We start from the raw sequence: 19,198 nt of genomic DNA, 5'->3' as shown, positions 1-19,198 counted from the left end.
CGCAGGTTAACGCAGCATTGAGGTCAAGGTAAGACGGATCAGCCCAGAACCGCCAGCGCGGGGAAAGTTTCCAGCAGCCACCAGCTGAATTCGGTGAACAGGCCGGTAATCAGCATGATGCCGACAAACAGCAGCAGCCCGCCCATCACTTTCTCGATCGTGCCCATATGCGGCTTGATCCGGTTCATCACGGCCATCGAGCGGTTCAGGAACATCGCCGCCAGCAGGAACGGAATTCCCAGACCCGCGGCATAAATCCCCAGCAGGAAGGTTCCACGCGCCACCGACGCCTCGGACGCCGCCAAGGACAAGATCGCACCCAACTGAGGGCCAATGCAGGGCGTCCAACCAAAGGCGAAGGCAAGGCCAAGAATATAGGCACCAAACACCGATCCACCGGAATCGCCCGTCTCAACCCGTGCTTCGCGGTCCAGCAGCGGAATGCGGAACACGCCCAGAAAATGCAGGCCGAAAACGATAACCACAGCGCCTGAGATTTTGGCGAAAAGTATCTGATTTTTCAGCACAAACGCCCCAAAGGCCGAGGCCGTAAAGCCCAGCAGCAGGAACACGGTCGAAAGGCCCAGAACGAAGAACAACGCCGACAAGGTCGCCTTGCGCCGGGCCTGTGCTTCGTCCTGCATCTCATTGATCGTCACGCCGCTCATATAGGCCAGATAAGGCGGCACGATGGGCAGGACGCAGGGCGACAGGAAACTGATCAGCCCGCCCATCATGGCGATGAGCATTGCAGGCAACAGGCCTGCGTCGATGATATCAATTCCGAACATAGATCAGCACATATGGTATGAAAGGCCCGGCGTCACCGGGCCATTCGGTCACATCCTCGTGGTTGCACGCTGGACACCACGTCAAAGTGGAAATATCTGAGCCTTATGTCAAATCCGACCGAAACACTGGACGCACTGGGCCTGTTGTGCCCCCTGCCCGTTCTGAAAGCGCGAAAACGCCTGAAATCTTTGCCCGCAGGCGCGGTGCTGCGTCTGCTGGCAGACGATCCGGCCGCTGTCATCGATGTCCCGCATTTCTGTGCCGAAAGCGGTCATCGCCTTCTTTCGCAGGAAGAAACCGACGGTCACCAAATCTATCTGATCCAGAAATCCGGCTGATCCGGGCAAAGCAAAAGGCGGGCACCGGACCCGCCTTTCTGTTCTTTAATTACCAAGTGACCACCACCCGCGCCGCTTCGGCTTGGGCGGTTCGCTGGGTTGCTCGGGTTCAGGCGTGACGGATTCCAGAACCGGCTCAGCAGGCGTTTCCTGAACGGGTTCTTCGGTCGAAACTTCTACCACGTCCTGAGTGGCAACGATTTCAGCCACAACTTCCGGTTCCTGAGTGTCTTCGGTTTCGGCGGTAGGTTCATCCGCTTCCACTGTCGGCTCAGCTGTTTCCACAGCGACCTCTTCTACAACCGGTGCCGCTTCCACCGCTTCCGCAGGTTGGTCAACCTCGGGCGCGTCACTGGCGTCGGCGACCTCGGCCTGTTCAGTCTGGGCTTCCTCAGCAACAGGCTCTGCGTCCTTTTTCCTGCGACGCGGGGCGCGTTTCTTCTTGGGCTTGGCGGGCTTTTCTTCGGCCACTTCGCCTTCATCACTCACCACAGAGGCCGCGTCCTGCGCAGGTTCTTCCGCCGCAGTTTCGCCGTCCTCCGATGGTGCTTCGGTCTCTTTGGCATCGGCGTCATTGGCCTCGGCGGAACCGCCACCTTTCTTCCGGCGACGGCGGCGACGCTTGCGTTTGGGCTTGGCCTCTTCTTCGGCCTGAACCGTTTCGTCCTCGACCTCTTCCTCATCGGTGGCGTCAACCAGATCCATCAGCGATGCATCCACAGAGACGACCGGCGCGGTGGCTTCGGGCACGATCCGGCTGGCGGTTTTGAACTTCTCCATCGAGAAATCGGGGCTGACCAGATGAAGATCGCCCTCGACCCGCACAGACAGACCATAGCGCGCTTCGATCTGAGCGATATGTTCGCGCTTCTGGTTCATCAGGAAATTGGCGATGCTGACCGGGCAGCGCACCAGTACCTCGCGCGAGCGGCGGCGGGTGCCTTCTTCCTCGATCTGACGCAGGATCGAAAGGGCCATGTTGTCATCCGAACGGATCAGCCCGGTGCCGTGGCAGGACGGACATGGCTGCGTCGTCGCCTCAAGCATGCCCGGGCGCAGGCGCTGGCGGCTCATCTCGAGCAGGCCAAAGCCTGAAATCCGGCCCACCTGAATGCGCGCCCGGTCGGTTTTCAGCTTTTCTTTCAGGCGCTTCTCGACGGCTGCATTATTCTTGCGCTCGTCCATGTCGATGAAATCGATCACGATCAGCCCGGCCAGATCGCGCAGGCGCAACTGGCGCGCAACCTCTTCCGCGGCTTCAAGGTTGGTTTTCAGCGCCGTTTCCTCGATCGAGCCTTCTTTGGTCGCCCGGCCCGAGTTCACATCGATCGCCACCAGCGCCTCGGTCACACCAATCACGATGTAGCCGCCGGATTTCAGCTGAACGGTCGGGTTGAACATGCCGCCCAGGTAGCTTTCCACCTGATAGCGCGCGAACAGAGGCAGCGCGTCCTCATACCGTTTCACGTTCTTGGCGTGGGACGGCATGATCATCTTCATGAAGTCCTTGGCGATTCGGTAGCCGCACTCGCCTTCGACCAGAACCTCATCGATATCGCGGTTATACAGGTCGCGGATCGAGCGTTTGACCAGATCGCCTTCTTCATAGATTTTCGCGGGCGCGATGGATTGCAGCGTCAGTTCACGAATCTGCTCCCACAGGCGCTGCAGATATTCGTAATCGCGCTTGATTTCCGATTTCGTGCGCTTGGCACCCGCAGTCCGAATGATCAGACCGGCGCCGGTTGGGACATCAATCTCAGACGCGATCTCTTTCAGTTTCTTGCGGTCCGGCGCGTTGGTGATCTTGCGGCTGATCCCGCCGCCCCGCGCGGTGTTCGGCATCAACACGCAGTACCGGCCCGCCAGCGACAGATAGGTCGTCAACGCTGCACCCTTGTTGCCGCGTTCTTCTTTGACAACCTGCACCAGCAGTACCTGACGGACCTTGATGACTTCCTGAATCTTGTACCGACGCGGGCGCGGTTTGCGCGGCGGGCGAATATCCTCGCTGTCGTCCTCATCCGCGACCGACTCAATCGAGTCGTCCTTTGCGGTGGCGTCCGAGCGTGCGTCGCTTTCGCCAGCCTCCTCGGCATCCGCTTTTTCGGCTTCAGCGTCGTTCTCGTCTGCGTCAGCGGCTTCTGTCGGTGCATCTGCGTCAGCGGTTTCTGTCGGCGCGTCATCCGCGGTCGCTTCGGCTTGGGCACTGTCCTCTGCCTCGGCCTCCGGCGCATCCTGCGGTTCCGCGTCGCCCTGTTCCTGAGCGTCGGCAGCATCCGCCTGATCTTCCACCGCAACCTCGGCCTCATCCGGCGCGTCCGAAGCGGTTGCCTCCTGCGCATCGTCCTCAACGGCTTCGTCCACCGGTTCTTCAACCGGCGTATCCGCGACCAGCTCTACCGGAGATGTCCCCTCGGGCACGTCCAGATCGTTGGTTTCTTCGCCATCCTCCAGATCGATGGTCTCCATCCCCGTCGGTTCCGAGGATACCTCGATCGACTCGACGGCATCGTCAGATTTCACGTCCGCCGCCTTGGTCCGCGACCGCGAGCGGCGTTTCTTGGGTTTGGATTCCTCGGCCTCATCCCGCGCTCTCATGGCTTCGGCATAGGCGCGTTCTTCCTCCATCAGCGCCTCACGGTCGGCGACGGGGATCTGGTAGTAATCCGGATGAATTTCCGAAAACGCCAGGAAACCATGACGGTTCCCGCCGTAATCGACAAAGGCCGCCTGCAGCGACGGTTCGACCCGGGTTACTTTTGCTAGATAGATATTGCCGGCAAGCTGGCGTTTGTTTTCGGATTCAAAGTCGAACTCCTCAACCTTGTTTCCGTCGACCACCACGACGCGGGTTTCCTCCGCGTGGGTGGCATCGATAAGCATTTTCTTAGCCATGTGTCCTTGGTGCACCGCGCCAAACGCGTTGTCCTGACCCGTCCAGGCGGACAGGCGCTTTTGGAGAGGTGTCTTGTACGGGCGATTTCAAACGGCGCGCGGCAGGGTCTGGCGCTGTGGCCCCCTGCCCGTATGTTCAATCGTTGCGCGCGCGTCATCGCGGTTCTTCTCCGACAGGCGCGGTGTGCCGCTGCCTGCCCATTTATTCCTTTCGCCCGTTTTCCGGGCTCAGGCATTCAACTGCCTCTGTCGAGGCACAATCGGCCTGTTTTGCCACGCGGGATTTATCACCATCAGCAGCGAAACAGCGAAACTCAAAATCGGGACTTGTGGGCGCAAAAAGCCCGGCCCGTCCGCATACAATAAAAGCAGTCCTGTGGAAAAGACAATGGGCAAACTGCATCACGCGCCGGGAACAAGGCGCGGGATCGCTTCATCTGGCCAAAAATATCTCGTGGGGTGAATTGGCCTGCAGGGCCAAGAGGGGGGCTGGCCCCCCTCCGCTACAGGTAATCCGACCGCTGCAAGCCGTACTTGGCCATTTTCTCGTTCAGCGTCCGGCGCGGCAGGCACAATTCATCCATTACCGACGCGATCGAGCCTTTGTGGCGGCGCATCGTGTTGTCGATCAGCATCCGTTCGAACGCTTCGACATACTCTTTCAGAGGTTTCCCTTCGGTCGTCATCACCGGCTGCATTTCCTCGTGATCCGACATCAGCAGTGACGCAATCGTGCCCGACCCGCGCCGCGACTGCAGCACCGCGCGTTCGGCAATATTGATCAGTTGCCGCACATTGCCCGGCCACGGGGCCTGCAGCAGTTGAGCCGCTTCCTGCGCGCTGACCTGCGGGGCGTCGCAGCCGTATTCCTCGGCGAATTGCTCGCTCAGGCGGGTGAACAGGCTCAGAATGTCTTCGCCCCGCTGACGCAGGGGCGGCATGGTGATGCGCAAAGCGGCCAGGCGGTAGAACAGGTCGGGGCGCAGAACGTCCTCGCTGGTCTTGCCCGCTTCCTGCAAGTTGGAAATCGCAACGATGCGGGTTTCAGCCGGCGTACCCTGTTCGTTCATCACGCTTAGCAGGCGCGCCTGCAACGTGTCACTCAACGCCTCGACATCTTCCAGAACCAGTGTGCCACCCCGCGCCTCTTCGACGGCGGGTAGTTGCGTGTCTTCGGGCATCATCGGGCCGAACAGACGCTTGGACAGAGCCTCTTCTTCCAGCGCCGCGCAGGACACCAGAACGAATTTCTTGCCCGCCCGGCTGCCAACCGCATGCAGCGCGTGTGCCACAAGCGTCTTGCCGGTGCCGGTCTCGCCGTCGATCAGCACGTGGCCATCGGCCTGCCCGAGGTCCAAAATATCCTCGCGCAGCCGTTCCATCACCGGGCTGGCCCCGATCAGCTTGTTCATGATCTGCGTGCCGCCGGACAGTTCCCGCCGCAACGCCCGGTTATCCAGGGTCAGCCGCCGCGCATTGCTGGCGCGTTTGGCCAGTTCCGACATGCGGTCCGGGTTGAACGGTTTTTCAAGGAAATCGAACGCGCCGACCCGCATCGCCTCAACCGCCATGGGCACGTCGCCATGACCGGTGATCATGATAACCGGCAGAGTGCTGTCGGCCCCCATCAGCTTTTTCAGCAGCTGGATACCATCCATCCCCGGCATCTTGATGTCCGAGATCACGATGCCCGGATAGTCCGGCCCCAGCACTTTCAACGCATCCTCGGCGCTGGAAAAGGTTTCGGTGTCATACCCGGACAATGCCAGCCATTGGCTGATCGACTGGCGCATGTCCTGCTCGTCATCCACAATGGCTATCTTCATGGCCTGTGCCATAATCATTCCTCGTTATTCCGCGGCCTGAAGGCCGTCGCTTCCCAGTATCGGCAGTTGCATCTCGAACACCGCGCCGCCGTGTTGGCCGTTGCGCGCGGTCAGCCGTCCGCCATGGTCGTTCACGATCCCGGACGAGATGGCAAGCCCCAGTCCAACGCCATCGCCGGGCTGTTTGGTGGTATAAAAGGGTTCGAACAGGTTTTCGATATCTTCAATACCATACCCGTTATCGCGCACGGTCAGTACCGCCATGTCGCCTGCGGCCAGAATGATCTCCACATCCGGCTCTGTCACTGATTTGGTGGCGTCCAGCGCATTTCGCAAGAGGTTGACCATCACCTGCTCGATCCGCATCCGGTCCCCCATCACCATCACCGGCTCTTCGGGCAGGATCTGAGTGATCTTCACATGCCGCTGCCGCAATTGCGGTTCCATCATGGACAGGGACGAGGCCAGCGCTTCCCCAAGGTTTACAGGCGAAAACGCATCCGCCCCCTTGCGCGCATAGGATTTCAGCTGCCGCGTGATCGCCCCCATCCGCTCGATCAATCCATCGATCCGGCCAAAGCTGGCCAGCGCCTCTTCGGGGCGGTTTCGGCGCAGCAAAAGGCGGGCCCCGGCCAAATAGGTTTTCATTGCAGCCAGCGGTTGATTTAGCTCGTGGCTGACAGCGGCTGACATCTCGCCCAACGCGGCCAGTTTCGAGCTTTGGGCAAGGGTCTGCTCGGCCAAATCCAGCGTCTTTTCAACCCGTTCCCGCTCAGCGATTTCCCGCTGTAGCCTTGCGTTCAATGCGCGAAGCTCTGCCGATTCGCGCTGGAACAGCGCCATCCTCAGCGTTGCCCGGCGGCTGAGCGCGTAGAAGGCCAGCGCCAGCAGAATCGCAAAACCCATGATCTCGAGCGCAATAACGCTGTTCACCCTTTCGCGGATCGACGAATAGGTCGTGAACGAGGTCATCTGCCAGCCTCGGAACGGGATGCGCGTTTCCATCCGCATCACGGCCTCGCCCTGCAGATAGGCGTCGGGGGGCAGCGCGGTCCAGTCGGTCGTGGCCCGAATCGCCCGTTGAATTGCCCCTTCTGGCGGCTGACGCAGCAAGGCTGCGGTTTCTTCCAGCCCGCGCCACTGCGGTTCGGTCGACAGGATGATGGTACCGGTGCTGTCGGTTACAAACACTGCATCCGAAATCCCCGCCCAGGTGCGTTCGAATTTCTGCAGATCGACCTCGACCACAATGACGCCCAGGGTGTCCGGCCCGGATTCGATCCGACGTGAATAAACAAAGCTATATCCGCCGGCTTCCTTCGGAATTACCGAAAAAATCGTGGCGTTCGACCGGACGGCGTCCACGAAATAGGGTGTGTTCCGATGCGTTTCCTGAATGCGGTTCCGATCGGTCGCGGCAACCGTGGTTCCGTCGTTGTCCAGCAGCATGAGCGAGGCCGCGCCGATTTCCTCCACAAAGGAAATCAAGCGTTGCGAGGACAGCGTGTAATCGCTGGATTGCAGGGCCGAAATCAACGTCGGATCGCGCGCCAGCAATTGCGGGACGATGGCGTTTCGGCGCAATTCGCTGAGCAGGTTGCCGGAATACAGGGCCAGCCGGACCTCGGCCCGGTTTCGGGTGGATTCAGTGAACCGGTCCGTCAGCAGCCGATTTGTCACCCAGACGGTGGCAGCGGCCGTCAGCAAAAGAACCAGAACGGCCAAGCGCAGCCGCCACCCCAGGGGCGCACCGCGAAAAGGTCTGAGCAATTTGGACCGGCCTGAATGAACTTCGGAATTCATCCCCGGAAGTTACGCGGGCGCGGGGATGACCTCAAGTCACGCTGGCGCCAGCACACCCGACAATGCGCGGAACAACGCCGCCCCGTCGGTGCCGCCATGGCCCGGATCCGCCGCCCGCTCGGGGTGCGGCATCATACCAAGAACACGCCGGTTTTCGGACAAAATGCCAGCTATATCACCCACCGAGCCATTGGGATTCTCGCTATAGGTGAACGCAATCCGGTCCTGATCCCTAAGCGCGGACAATGTTTCATCATCGGCGAAATAGTTTCCGTCGTGGTGGGCAATCGGGATGCCGATCACATCTCCGGCATTGTACCCTTCGGTGAAGGCACTGTCGCTTGTTTCGACCTTCAGCCCCACGGTCTTGCAGATGTATTTCAGCCCCGCATTGCGCAGCAAAGCGCCGGGCAGGATGCCGGTTTCGGTCAGAATCTGAAACCCATTGCAGATGCCGACTGCATAGCCTCCGCGTTCGGTGTGCTCCACGACCGCCTTGCAGATCGGGGATTGCGCCGCAATCGCACCACAGCGCAGGTAATCCCCGTACGAAAAGCCGCCCGGTACGCCGACAATATCGACCCCCTCGGGCAGCGCGGCATCCTTGTGCCACACCATATCGACCTGAAAGCCTGCTTGTTCGAACGCAACCGCAAGATCGCGGTCACAGTTTGAGCCGGGGAATACGATGACGGCAGCGCGCATTGCGGACCCTCCTTGGTGGGTGAAACTCAGATCAGTTCGATCTCAAAGCGCTCGATGACCGTGTTGGCCAGCAGCTTTTCGCACATTTCGGTCACGTCCGCCTCGGTCGCGCCATCGGCCAGTTCCAGGTCGATGACCTTGCCCTGCCGCACGCCTTCGACCTGATCGAAGCCCATCGCGCCCAGTGCGTGCCGAACTGCTTCACCCTGCGGGTCAAGCACCCCGTTCTTGAGCATCACATGCACCCGTGCCTTCATATTCGCAACTCCACCTGCGGGCCGCGCCCCGGACCCATTTCGTTGCGCGGGGGATAGCGCGGTTGCGGTGATTGGACAACCCTGTTTGCACGGCCTTTAGCGGATCGTGCTGGCAAGCCGGGCCTGGGTGCCATGCAAAGAAAAAACGCCACCTGTTGGGGCGGCGTTTTCATCGGTGTTTCAGTTCTGCACGCGGTCAGTTGATCAGCGTCGGCTTGGTCACGTTGCTTTTTGGCAGAACGCCCAGACGGCGGGCGACCTCGGAATAAGCGTCGGTCAGGCTGCCCAGATCGCGGCGGAACACGTCCTTGTCCAGCTTCTGCCCGGTCTCGATGTCCCACAGACGGCAGCTGTCGGGGCTGATCTCATCCGCCACCAGCAGGCGCTGGAAGTCGCCTTCGAACACGCGGCCGATTTCGATCTTGAAGTCGATCAGGCGGATGCCCACGGCCAGCATCACACCGCTCATGAAATCATTCACCCGCAGGGCGAGGCTCAGGATATCGTCCATGTCCTGCTGGCTGGCCCAGCCAAAGGCGGCGATGTGCTCTTCCGAGACCAGCGGATCGCCCAGGGCATCGTCCTTGTAGCAATATTCGATGATCGGACGCGGCAGCTGAGTCCCCTCGGCGATACCCAGACGTTTGCACAGCGACCCGGCGGCATAGTTGCGCACGATCACCTCAAGCGGCACGATTTCACAGTTGCGCACCAGTTGTTCGCGCATGTTCAGGCGGCGAATGAAATGGGTGGGCACGCCGATCTGGTTCAGACCGTCCATGAAAAACTCGCTCAGGCGGTTGTTCAGCACACCCTTGCCGTCGATCACGTCCTTTTTCTCGGCGTTGAACGCGGTGGCGTCATCCTTGAAATACTGCACAATTGTGCCCGGCTCGGGGCCTTCGTACAGGATCTTGGCTTTGCCTTCGTAGATTTTCTTGCGACGCGCCATAAGCGACCCTTCCGATCTGGAGCGAGGGAATGAGTCCCTCGGCGTTGGCGCCCTCATAGTCCAAGCCCCCCTTTCCCGCAAGTTCAGCAGACATGGAAGCTTTGACGCAGCGCAAATACCTTGCGCCTGCCCGCTGCTATAGTCATATCATCAGGCAAGAAGATGTAATCCAAGGGGTCCCCAACCAATGACCACATTTGACGAACGTGAAGCCGCGTTTGAAAACAAGTTCGCCCATGACGAAAAGATGCAGTTCATTGCCCGGATGCGTCGGAACAGGTTCATGGCCGTCTGGGCATCGACCCTGAAAGGCGAGACCGTCGAAAAAGCGCGCGAATACGGGCAGGAGCTGGTTCACACCGATTTGCAGAATGTCAGCGAAGACGACGTGGTAGAGGCCGTAAAAGGCTATCTGGGTGATCTGGCGGACGAGGCGAAGATTCGCGAAAAGATGGCGGAACTGCTGGTCGAAGCCAAGGAACAGGTGATGGCAGAGGCCGAAATCTGACACCGAAAATGCAAACCTCATGATCTTCATGAGATTTATGAATTTGATTTGATGCCCCGGTCATGAGACACGGGGCGTCTCTTTTTCCAACGGCGTATTGCGCCAATTTTTTGGACTACTCCAATGACAAACGCGCTGAACAAACTGCTGGAAACCACGGACGCCATTCTGGCCGATGGGGCGACCGGAACAAACCTGTTCAACATGGGCCTGCAATCGGGGGATGCGCCCGAACTGTGGAATGTGGATGCGCCGGACAAGATTCGCGCCCTGTACAAAGGATCAGTTGACGCGGGCAGCGATCTGTTCCTGACCAACACCTTTGGCGGCACAGCAGCCCGCCTGAAGCTGCACGACGCGCAAAACCGGGTTGCCGAACTGAACCGCATCGGGGCCGAACTTGGCCGCGAGATTGCCGATACCGCCGGACGACCCGTTGTCGTGGCCGGTTCGGTTGGCCCCACAGGTGAGATCATGGAGCCGGTCGGCAGCCTGTCCCACTCTGACGCCGTCGAGATGTTCCACGAACAGGCCGAAGCGCTGAAAGACGGCGGTGCCGATGTGCTGTGGCTTGAAACCATCAGCGCCCCCGAAGAATTCCGCGCCGCGGCCGAGGCTTTTGCGCTGGCCGACATGCCCTGGTGCGGCACGATGAGTTTCGACACTGCCGGGCGCACGATGATGGGCGTAACCTCGGCCAATCTGGCGCTGCTGGTCGAAACCCTGCCCAACCCGCCGATTGCCTTCGGCGCGAATTGCGGCACCGGCGCATCGGACATTCTGCGCACGGTGCTGGGCTTTGTGGCACAGGGGACCGAGCGGCCTTTGATTTCGAAAGGCAATGCGGGCATTCCGAAATACGTCGATGGGCATATTCACTATGACGGAACGCCGGAGTTGATGGCGGAATACGCGGTTATGGCGCGGGATTCCGGTGCAACGATCATCGGCGGCTGCTGTGGCACCATGCCCGCCCATATCCAAAAAATGCGCGAAGCGCTGGACAGCAAGCCCCGTTCGGATCGCCCCACTCTGGATCAGATCACCGACGCGCTCGGCCCGTTCTCATCCGCCTCGGACGGTACCGAAGCGGACGCGGTTCCGGAACGGCGCACACGTCGCCGCCGCCGCGCCTGAGTGAATTCAGCGCCCCTCGAATTTCGGGGGGCGTTTTTCCATGAAGGCCACGACGCCTTCGGCAAAGTCGCGCGAGCGGCCGCATTCCCCCTGCAAATGAGCCTCGGTCGCCAGTTGCTGGTGTAACGCGCTTTCGTATGTCCCGCGCAAGGCTTGCTTGATCGCGCCGAACGCTGCGGTCGGGCCATTCGCCAGATACTCAGCCCGCTTGCGCCAATGGGCAGCGAAGTCCTGATCCGCAACCGCTTCCCAGATCAGACCCCAGTCATCGGCCTGCCGGGCGCTGATTTTGTCGGCAAACAGCGCAGCGCCCATCGCTTTGGCCAGCCCCATCTGACGCGGCATGAACCAGGTGCCACCTGCATCCGGCAACAGGCCGATCCGGGCAAAAGCCTGCAGGAAATAGGCGCTTTCAGTCGCAATCACCACATCCGCGCACAGCGCAAGATTGGCCCCTGCCCCAGCCGCCGGGCCGTTCACGGCGGCAATGGTTGGCACCGGGCTGTCGTGGATGGTTTCGAGCATCGGCTCGTATTCGTCGCGCAAAGACCGCTCAAGATCGATCTTCCCGGTCGAGGATGCATCGCCCAGATCCTGACCCGAACAGAACGCGGGCCCTGCCCCGGTCAGCACAATGCACCGCGCATGGCGGGCGGCGTGTTTCATACCATGCGTGATCTCGGCCCGCATCTGCGTGGTCAGCGCGTTCATCTTGTCGGGGCGATTGAGCGTCAGAACGGCCAGCCCGTCCGTGATCTCCAGCAGGATCGTCTCATAGTCCATTCCGGGCGTCCCTCGCGGTCAGTTTTTTACAAATCCTGACTGATATTGCCGCCGAGGGAAAGGCGAACCCGGCGTCAGTCTTCTAGAATTCGGCGCAGGCGCTCTTTCTCTTCGTCGCTCAGCTTATCCGCATCGCGGGTTTCCTGAACCTTGGCGCGCCCGCGCAGAAAGTTCCAACCCAGCCCTGCGGCGATCAGCAGCATGATCGGACCGGCAAGCCATAGAAACAGGTTCGATCCGGTGGTCTTTGGTTTCAGCAGCACATATTCGCCGTAGCGATCGACGATGAAGGCAATCGCCTCTTGATCCGTGTCGCCTGCCACCAGACGTTCGCGCAGCAACAGGCGCAGGTCGCGGGCCAGATCGGCATTGCTTTCGTCAATGCTCTCGTTCCGACAAACCAGACAGCGCAGACCGGTGGACAGGTCCCGTGCCCGTTGTTCCAGCACCGGATCGTCCAGTACCTCGTCCGGTTGCACCGCCAGAACCGGCGTGGCCAGCATCAGAAGGATCAGGATCAGCCGCTTCATTCCGCAGGTACTCCGCCAGAGGGGGCCTTTCGCGCGCCAGCCGCCACGCGGAAGCGGCGGTCGCACAGGCTGAGAACACCCCCGAGCGCCATCAAAAGACACCCAGCCCAAATCCAGTTCGCAAAGGGCTTGATATAGGTGCGCATCACCCAGCCGCCATCAGCCTGCTGATCCCCGATCACCACGTAAAGATCGCGCAGGAAACGGTAGTCAATCGCGGCCTCTGTCGTGGGCATGCGCGCCACCGGGTAATCCCGTTTCTCGGGGTGCAGCGTACCGATTGGGCGCCCGGAGCTTTCAACCAGCACATCCGCGGTCGTCGAGAAATAGTTCGGCCCCTGAACCCTGCGCACATCCTGCAGCGTCAGGGTGAACTGCCCCACCTCGAACGGCTGACCGTATTGTGCGACGCGGATATCTTCGACCTCCCATGCCGTAAGTCCGGCGATTGCAAAGATGGTCACGCCAAGCCCGGTATGGGCCACGGCCTTGCCCCAATCTGCCCCGGGCAGCCGGAACAGGCGTTTCAGGCTGCCCTTGCGACCCGTACGGCTCCACAGATCAATCGCTGCACCGAACGTGATCCACGCGCCCAGAAACAGACCCACCGGACCCAAAGCACTGCGCCCGGACTGCATCGCCCAAACCAACAGCGCCAAGGCCAGCGCCAGCCCAAAGGTATAGCGCAGCGACCAAACGGTTTTCCCAAGCCTGCCCCGTTTCCAAGGCAGCATGGCACCGATGGGCAGGGCAATGCCCAACAACACCATGAAGGGCGTAAAGGCGGCGTTAAAAAACGGCGCACCGACCGAGAGTTTCCGGTCGAACATCATCTCGGCCACCATCGGCCACATGGTTCCCACGAATACGACAAAGCAACTGACGGCCAGCAAAACATTGTTCACAATCAGCGCGCTTTCGCGGCTGACCATGCCGAATACGCCCTTCGCCTCCATCGCCTGCGCGCGGGCGGCAAACAGGGTCAGCGCACCGCCGATGAAGAATACAAGGATCAGCAGGATGAACACCCCGCGCTCGGGGTCATTCGCGAAGGCGTGCACCGAGGTCAGCAGGCCCGAGCGCACAATGAATGTCCCGATCAGAGAGAACCCGAACGCGATGATCGCCAGCAGGATGGTCCAGCTTTTCAGCGCCTCGCGCTTTTCAACCACAATCGCCGAATGCAACAGCGCCGCCGCCAGCAGCCACGGCATGAACGAGGCATTCTCGACCGGATCCCAGAACCAGAACCCGCCCCAGCCCAGCTCGTAATAGGCCCACCACGATCCAAGCGCGATGCCGATTGTCAGAAAGACCCACGCGGCCAGAGTCCACGGGCGCACCCACCGGCCCCAAGCGGCATCGATGCGCCCTTCGATCAGGGCAGCCACTGCAAAGCTGAACGCCATGCTCAGGCCGACATAGCCCAGATACAGGAACGGCGGATGGAAGGCCAAACCGGGGTCCTGCAATAGCGGGTTCAGGTCGCGCCCGTCAAACGGCGCAACGGCCAGCCGGTCAAACGGGTTTGAAGTGAACAGGATGAACGCAAAGAACGCCACCGCAACAGCCGATTGCACCGCCAGAACGCGGGCTTTCAGTGTTGGGGGCAATCCGCCACCGAAAAACGCGGCCATGCCGCCAAACAGGGTCACAATCAGCACCCACAGCAGCATCGACCCTTCGTGGTTCCCCCAAGTGCCGCTGATCTTGTACAGCATCGGCTTGGCGGAATGGCTGTTCTCAACCACGATCCGCAGCGAGAAGTCCGAGGACATGAACGCCCAGACCAGCGCCGCAAAGGAAAAGGCCGTCAGCAGAAACTGCAAAATCGCCGCCGGTTCGGCAAAAGCCATCCATCCCGCCCAGCGTTTCGCCGCCCCAATCAGCGGCACTACGCTTTGCACGATGGCGACAAAAAACGCGAGGATAAGGGCGAAGTGACCAAGCTCTGTAATCATGCCCAAGGATATACTCCCGGGGCGGCGGGAACGCCATTCACTTTCGCTGGTTTCAGGCGCACATAGTGTCGCGGATCACGCCTTGCGCAAGCGCCGCCAATCCTCAAGCGCCGGGTTCGCGTCGGGCAATGTCGCGTCCATCGCAAGCTGCGCATCCGTTCCCGCAGAGGCCGCGCCGGGGCTGTCGCTGCGCATCTGCCGCAGCGCTTCCAGATTAGCCATCACCGCAGGCGTACGCTGAATCGTCGCCGAGATATCCTTTTGGAAATCCTGCATCTTCGCGTGATGACGCGCACCGAAATAGAACGAGACAATGACGCCCAACAGCCACCAAAGCGGTTCGGGCACCAGCGCAATGCCCTGCATTCTGGCGGCAAACCAGATTGGGTCGATCATTGCCGCGGCGAACAGGCCCAGCGTTCCCAGCGCCAGCGCGGGACGCGGCAGCCGGTTGACCCCATCCATGAAACGGTCAAAACCGCCTTTGTTCGAAACCTGAAACTCGGCACCGAACTGGTTCATTGCGCGGCTTTGCAATGCGGCGCCGCGTTGTGCATCAGCCTCGGTGTTTTCCCGAAAGATTTCAGCGGTTTCCCGCACGACATTGCGCCCGTCGCCAAACAACAACGCCAACACGCCCGTGATCAGTCCCATCCTGCAACCCTTCTTTGAAACTGCGTATTGTCAAGGTGGTAACGGGGCGACAGGAATTCCTCGGCCCGTTTGATCCACCCCCCTTTGCCGCCTGCGCGGGACCGGGCATATTTGCGTGCCGCAGGCCGGTTTTCGGCCAGGCGGAAGTAATAATTCCGCCGCGCCACCCCGTAAGCATCCCGCAACGCTACAGGGTCCGGCCGCGCGGCTTTTTCACAGGCCGCTGCGGTCTGCGGACCGATCACACCATCAACTGACACATCAAACTGCATGTCCCGCAGCAGCCGCTGCAGGATCTTAACGGCCTGCGCCCCCGCGTTCACATACATATCAAAAACCGAAGGCTGCAGCGCATGGGGCAAACCGACGATCCCCGGCCGGTCAAAATAATGCCGGACAAAAATGTCGATAGCCTGCCGTTGGCTCAGCGCCCGAACATCTTCCCGGTCCACAACCCCGTCTCGGGTCAAATCCAGCCCCAGCCTGCGCATCGTGTGAATGGTAACGCCAAACTTGGTCGCCCCGCCCGGATCGTCCGGATCATCCACAAACCCGCCCTCACGGGCCACAATCTCTTTCGCAATCTGCCGAACGGTCTGCATGTCACCCCCGATGTTGGTGCTGCAAACCGTTCCGCAAAATCCTTAACGCCCAAAGACGAAACAGGGCGCTGCATGCCCACCGCACGCAACGCCCCACCTTCATCTTTTTGCAAAATACTCCCGCCGGAGGCACGCAGCGCAGCTGCGTTCAGCTCTCGCCGGGTTCTTTGTAAATGCCCTGTTCTTTCAGCGCGTCCACAACCTCTTTCGGCATGTAGGTTTCATCATGTTTCGCAAGAATTTCAGTGGCTTCAAACACACCGTTCACGTAACTTCCGGTGCCAACCATCCCCTGGTTTTCCGAGAACAGATCGGGCAGCACCCCGGTGAATGCCACCGGCACGCTTTCCCCCCCATCCGTCACCACAAAACGCACGGTTTCGCCCTGACCGCGCACGATCGAGCCCTCTTCGACCAGCCCGCCGATGCGGAACACCTCGGTCGGCTTGGGCGGTTCGGCGATGACCTGACTGGGCGAACGGAAGAAATTGATGCCGTCCTTCATGGCAACCCCAATCAACACCGTCGATACCAACAGGGCACCGATAGCCACCAGAATGACTTGTACACGACGACGTTTTTTGAGCGTTTTCATACCATCCTCACGGGAATAGCGGGGCCATCATCAGGCCCAGAGTTTCATCCTCACCTAACATCAGGTTGGCGTTCTGCAAGGCTTGCCCGCTGCTACCTTTTGTCAGGTTATCTAATGCCGCGACCACGATGGCGCGGCGTTCAATCCGGTCTGCAACAACACCGATATGGCAGAAATTCGATCCCCGCACATGATGGGTCGATGGGGCCTCACCCATCGGCAGCATCTCGATGAACGGCTCGGCCTCGTAAGCCTTGCACAGGGTTTCATAGATGCTTTGCGGATCGCCCTTAACGTAAGTCGTCGCCAGAATGCCCCGGTTCGCGGGGATCAGGTGCGGCGTGAACTGCACGTGAACCGTCCGCCCTGCCAGCGCAGAGAATTCCTGGTCGAACTCGCCCAGATGCCGGTGAGTGCCACCAATGGCATAGGCATTGGTGCCCTCACTCAGTTCCGCATGCAGCAGGTTTTCCTTAAGCGACCGCCCCGCCCCGGACACGGCGCATTTCAGGTCCAGAACGATATCATCCAGATCGATGACTCCAGCCGTAATCAACGGCCGCAGCACATATTGGCCGGTCGCGGCGTTGCAGCCGGTTCCTGCCACCAAACGCGCATTGCGGATCTCATCCCGGTAGAACTCAGTCAGACCATACACAGCCTCTTCCTGCTGTTCCAAGGCGGTGTGCGGGTTGCCGTACCACTTTTCGTATTCCTCGGCGTCGCGCAACCGGAAATCCGCTGACAGGTCGATGATCTTCAGGTTCTTCGGCAGCTCCCGGATCACCTCCTGGCTGGTCTTGTGCGGCAAGGCGCAGAAACACAGGTCGATTGTCGAGAAATCGATTTCAGAGATTTTGCCCAGATCGGGCAGGTCCAGGTGGCGCAGATGCGGGAAGACCTGCGCCATCGACTGGCCCGCCTTGCGCTCGGCGGCCAGGGCCACGATGTCCATGTTCGGGTGCTCGGCGATCAGCCGCACCAGTTCGGCGCCGGTATAACCGGAAGCGCCCAGAATTGCGATTTTATGGGTCATGTCAGACCTCTTGTTTCCATGTGTCACATATCACGACCGCCGATGCGACGGTCTACGAATTAGGGAAAGAGTATTGGGGCGTCCTTGATCGAAGTCAGGCCGCCGCGAACGTGATTTGTCGTCGGAGGAACTGAGTCGCCCGGTCGCTGACAAAGCTCGGCTTGCCGGTTGTCAGGAACCCGCCCTGGCCATCCCCCATCATATCCGGGTGCCGCCCAAGATAATCGGCCAGGCTGTCAGCCACCAAATCCCCCTGGCTGAACACCTGAACGTCGGGCCCCAAAGCGGCCTGAAACGTTTCTGCCATCAACGGGTAGTGCGTGCAGCCCAGTATCGCGGCTTGCGGTTCGGGCATTTTCCGCTTCAACGCATCCACGTGGCTGCGCACCATCGCTTCGGCCAGAATCATGTCGCCATCTTCAATGGCATCGACGACACCGCCACAGGATTGCGCCTCGACATCCACACCGATGGCCCGGAACGCCAGCTCCCGCTGAAAGGCCCGGCTGGACACCGTTGCCGGCGTTGCAAACAGGGCGACATGCTTCACGGCCACTTCGCGCGGAGGAGAGTTATCGCCCCATTCCCGCTCGGTCAGCGCCTCGATCAGGGGCACAAACACACCCAGCACACGCTTGCCCTTGGGCACGCCCTCTTCCTGCATCCGGCGCAGGGCGGCGGCGCTGGCGGTGTTGCAGGCCAGAATCACCAGATTGCAGCCCCGGTCCCACAGGGCCTGCACCGCTTTGCGGGTCAGTTGATAGATATCCTCGGTATCGCGCACCCCGTAAGGCGCGTGCGCGCTGTCGGCAAAATACAGAAAATCAACGTCCGGCAGACGTTTCTGCGCGGCGTTCAGGACGGTCAGCCCGCCCAAACCGGAATCAAAGATACCTACTGCCATTTGCCCCTTCAGGCGCGATGCCGTTCCTCGAATTCATAGCCATAGTCATACGACTTCAGTGGCTTCGGAGACAGCTCATACGTGGCTTTGCGCAGGAAATCCATCATCTTGCGCGTATCCTTGCTGAGTGGGTCAAGAACGTCACGCCCAATGGGTTCGCCAATGACCACTTTTACCGGTGTATCCACGCGCTTTTTGAACTCTTTGATCAGCAGACCCATCCGCAGCGTATTGTGCAGATGGCTGGCCACCTGAAACAGGCGCGAGGTGTGACCGTCAAAGAAAACCGGCACCACGGTCGCGTTGGATTTCGCCACCATCCGCGCGGTAAAGCCACGCCAGCCCGGGTCCATCGGGTGTGCAAAGGGTTTGACCGCCGTGCTGACCGTGCCACCGGGGAAAATACCGATCGCACCGCCCTCGCCCAGATAGTTCAGCGCGGTTTTTCTTGTTTCCAAGTTCAGCTTCATCGCTTCGCGCGTATCGTCAAACGAGATCGGCAGAATGATCTTGTTAATATCCTCAGCCTTGCGAAACACATGATTTGCGAGGATGCGGAAATCACCCCGGGTCTGGGACAGCATGTGCCCCATCATCAACCCGTCCAGAATGCCATAGGGATGGTTCGCGATCAGGATCAGAGGCCCATCTTTCGGGATATTCGACAGCGCACCACCCGCCACATCCAGCGTCAGGCCGTAACGTTCCACCATGACTGACCAGAAATCCCGCCCGTTGGCGACGTCTTTCTCGTACCCGTCCGCGCGCTTGATCAGGCGCATGCGGCCCGTCGTGTTCTCCATCAGCTTGATAACCATGCGCCCGCCTTTGGTTTCGGCGGAATAGGCGTAGGAAATGTCACGGACGGCATGACGGCTCGAGGGCATATTGGTCTCCGGTTGGCTGCCTGAAATATA

Annotated in this window: 19 protein-coding genes; 3 read left to right on the top strand and 16 right to left on the bottom strand. The window is 60.3% G+C overall.

Annotation, left to right across the window (positions count from 1 at the left end; genetic code table 11):
• Window positions 1-38: 38 nt before the first annotated feature.
• Window positions 39-791, bottom strand: coding sequence for a cytochrome c biogenesis CcdA family protein (locus ACR0EZ_RS03135; protein ID WP_480610707.1), 753 nt, complete (start codon window positions 789-791; stop codon window positions 39-41).
• Window positions 792-896: 105 nt separating this feature from the next.
• On the opposite strand from ACR0EZ_RS03135, the gene ACR0EZ_RS03130 reads away from it, so the two are divergent.
• On the top strand, window positions 897-1,130 hold the full coding sequence (locus tag ACR0EZ_RS03130) for a sulfurtransferase TusA family protein (RefSeq protein ID WP_480610705.1): 234 nt from the start codon (window positions 897-899) through the stop codon (window positions 1,128-1,130).
• A gap of 45 nt (window positions 1,131-1,175) precedes the next feature.
• Here ACR0EZ_RS03130 and ACR0EZ_RS03125 read toward each other — a convergent pair whose 3' ends face one another.
• From ACR0EZ_RS03125 to purC, 6 genes are all read right to left on the bottom strand, one after another.
• Window positions 1,176-4,028 (bottom strand): Rne/Rng family ribonuclease, encoded by a 2,853-nt coding sequence (locus ACR0EZ_RS03125; protein WP_480610702.1) that lies wholly within the window; start codon window positions 4,026-4,028, stop codon window positions 1,176-1,178.
• Window positions 4,029-4,531: 503 nt separating this feature from the next.
• Window positions 4,532-5,866, bottom strand: coding sequence for a sigma-54-dependent transcriptional regulator (locus ACR0EZ_RS03120; protein ID WP_480610699.1), 1,335 nt, complete (start codon window positions 5,864-5,866; stop codon window positions 4,532-4,534).
• 12 nt (window positions 5,867-5,878) lie between these two features.
• Window positions 5,879-7,657 (bottom strand): sensor histidine kinase, encoded by a 1,779-nt coding sequence (locus tag ACR0EZ_RS03115; RefSeq protein ID WP_480610696.1) that lies wholly within the window; start codon window positions 7,655-7,657, stop codon window positions 5,879-5,881.
• A gap of 36 nt (window positions 7,658-7,693) precedes the next feature.
• The gene (gene purQ, locus ACR0EZ_RS03110) at window positions 7,694-8,362 is read right to left on the bottom strand and encodes a phosphoribosylformylglycinamidine synthase subunit PurQ (RefSeq protein ID WP_480610693.1); all 669 of its coding nucleotides are present in this window, start codon (window positions 8,360-8,362) and stop codon (window positions 7,694-7,696) included.
• A gap of 26 nt (window positions 8,363-8,388) precedes the next feature.
• On the bottom strand, window positions 8,389-8,619 hold the full coding sequence (gene purS, locus ACR0EZ_RS03105; RefSeq protein ID WP_480610692.1) for a phosphoribosylformylglycinamidine synthase subunit PurS: 231 nt from the start codon (window positions 8,617-8,619) through the stop codon (window positions 8,389-8,391).
• Window positions 8,620-8,815: 196 nt separating this feature from the next.
• Window positions 8,816-9,571, bottom strand: coding sequence for a phosphoribosylaminoimidazolesuccinocarboxamide synthase (gene purC, locus ACR0EZ_RS03100; RefSeq protein WP_480610689.1), 756 nt, complete (start codon window positions 9,569-9,571; stop codon window positions 8,816-8,818).
• Between the two features lie 187 nt (window positions 9,572-9,758).
• Between purC and ACR0EZ_RS03095 the strand changes: the two genes are divergently transcribed.
• Both ACR0EZ_RS03095 and bmt read left to right on the top strand, forming a co-directional pair.
• The gene (locus ACR0EZ_RS03095) at window positions 9,759-10,079 is read left to right on the top strand and encodes a DUF1476 domain-containing protein (RefSeq protein WP_480610686.1); all 321 of its coding nucleotides are present in this window, start codon (window positions 9,759-9,761) and stop codon (window positions 10,077-10,079) included.
• Between the two features lie 123 nt (window positions 10,080-10,202).
• Window positions 10,203-11,216, top strand: a complete 1,014-nt coding sequence (gene bmt / locus ACR0EZ_RS03090; RefSeq protein WP_480610683.1) for a betaine--homocysteine S-methyltransferase — start codon at window positions 10,203-10,205, stop codon at window positions 11,214-11,216.
• 6 nt (window positions 11,217-11,222) lie between these two features.
• Here bmt and ACR0EZ_RS03085 read toward each other — a convergent pair whose 3' ends face one another.
• The 9 genes from ACR0EZ_RS03085 to ACR0EZ_RS03045 form a co-directional block, all read right to left on the bottom strand.
• A complete protein-coding gene (locus tag ACR0EZ_RS03085) occupies window positions 11,223-11,999 on the bottom strand; it encodes an enoyl-CoA hydratase-related protein (RefSeq protein ID WP_480610680.1) in 777 nt (258 codons plus the stop codon).
• A 74-nt stretch (window positions 12,000-12,073) separates the two neighbouring features.
• On the bottom strand, window positions 12,074-12,529 hold the full coding sequence (locus ACR0EZ_RS03080) for a cytochrome c-type biogenesis protein (RefSeq protein WP_480610677.1): 456 nt from the start codon (window positions 12,527-12,529) through the stop codon (window positions 12,074-12,076).
• Entirely contained in the window at window positions 12,526-14,490 is a 1,965-nt protein-coding gene (locus ACR0EZ_RS03075) for a heme lyase CcmF/NrfE family subunit (RefSeq protein ID WP_480610674.1), read from the bottom strand. The genes ACR0EZ_RS03080 and ACR0EZ_RS03075 overlap by 4 nt, the downstream gene beginning before the upstream one ends.
• A 75-nt stretch (window positions 14,491-14,565) precedes the next feature.
• Window positions 14,566-15,144, bottom strand: a complete 579-nt coding sequence (locus tag ACR0EZ_RS03070) for a holin family protein (RefSeq protein ID WP_480610671.1) — start codon at window positions 15,142-15,144, stop codon at window positions 14,566-14,568.
• Complete coding sequence (locus ACR0EZ_RS03065; protein WP_480610669.1) at window positions 15,135-15,746, bottom strand: holin-associated N-acetylmuramidase; 612 nt, start codon at window positions 15,744-15,746, stop codon at window positions 15,135-15,137. The genes ACR0EZ_RS03070 and ACR0EZ_RS03065 overlap by 10 nt, the downstream gene beginning before the upstream one ends.
• 148 nt (window positions 15,747-15,894) lie before the next feature.
• The gene (gene ccmE / locus ACR0EZ_RS03060) at window positions 15,895-16,341 is read right to left on the bottom strand and encodes a cytochrome c maturation protein CcmE (protein WP_480610666.1); all 447 of its coding nucleotides are present in this window, start codon (window positions 16,339-16,341) and stop codon (window positions 15,895-15,897) included.
• Window positions 16,342-16,348: 7 nt separating this feature from the next.
• Entirely contained in the window at window positions 16,349-17,377 is a 1,029-nt protein-coding gene (argC, locus tag ACR0EZ_RS03055; protein ID WP_480610663.1) for an N-acetyl-gamma-glutamyl-phosphate reductase, read from the bottom strand.
• 94 nt (window positions 17,378-17,471) lie between these two features.
• Window positions 17,472-18,281: a glutamate racemase gene (locus ACR0EZ_RS03050; RefSeq protein ID WP_480610660.1), complete on the bottom strand. Its 810-nt coding sequence runs from the start codon at window positions 18,279-18,281 to the stop codon at window positions 17,472-17,474.
• Window positions 18,282-18,289: 8 nt separating this feature from the next.
• Complete coding sequence (locus tag ACR0EZ_RS03045) at window positions 18,290-19,168, bottom strand: lysophospholipid acyltransferase family protein (RefSeq protein ID WP_480610657.1); 879 nt, start codon at window positions 19,166-19,168, stop codon at window positions 18,290-18,292.
• Window positions 19,169-19,198 lie beyond the last annotated feature (30 nt).

The organism is Ruegeria sp. AK4 (assembly GCF_056541025.1).
The sequence above is the reverse complement of the archived record's forward strand: the minus strand, read 5'-3'. Positions and strand labels throughout refer to the sequence as shown.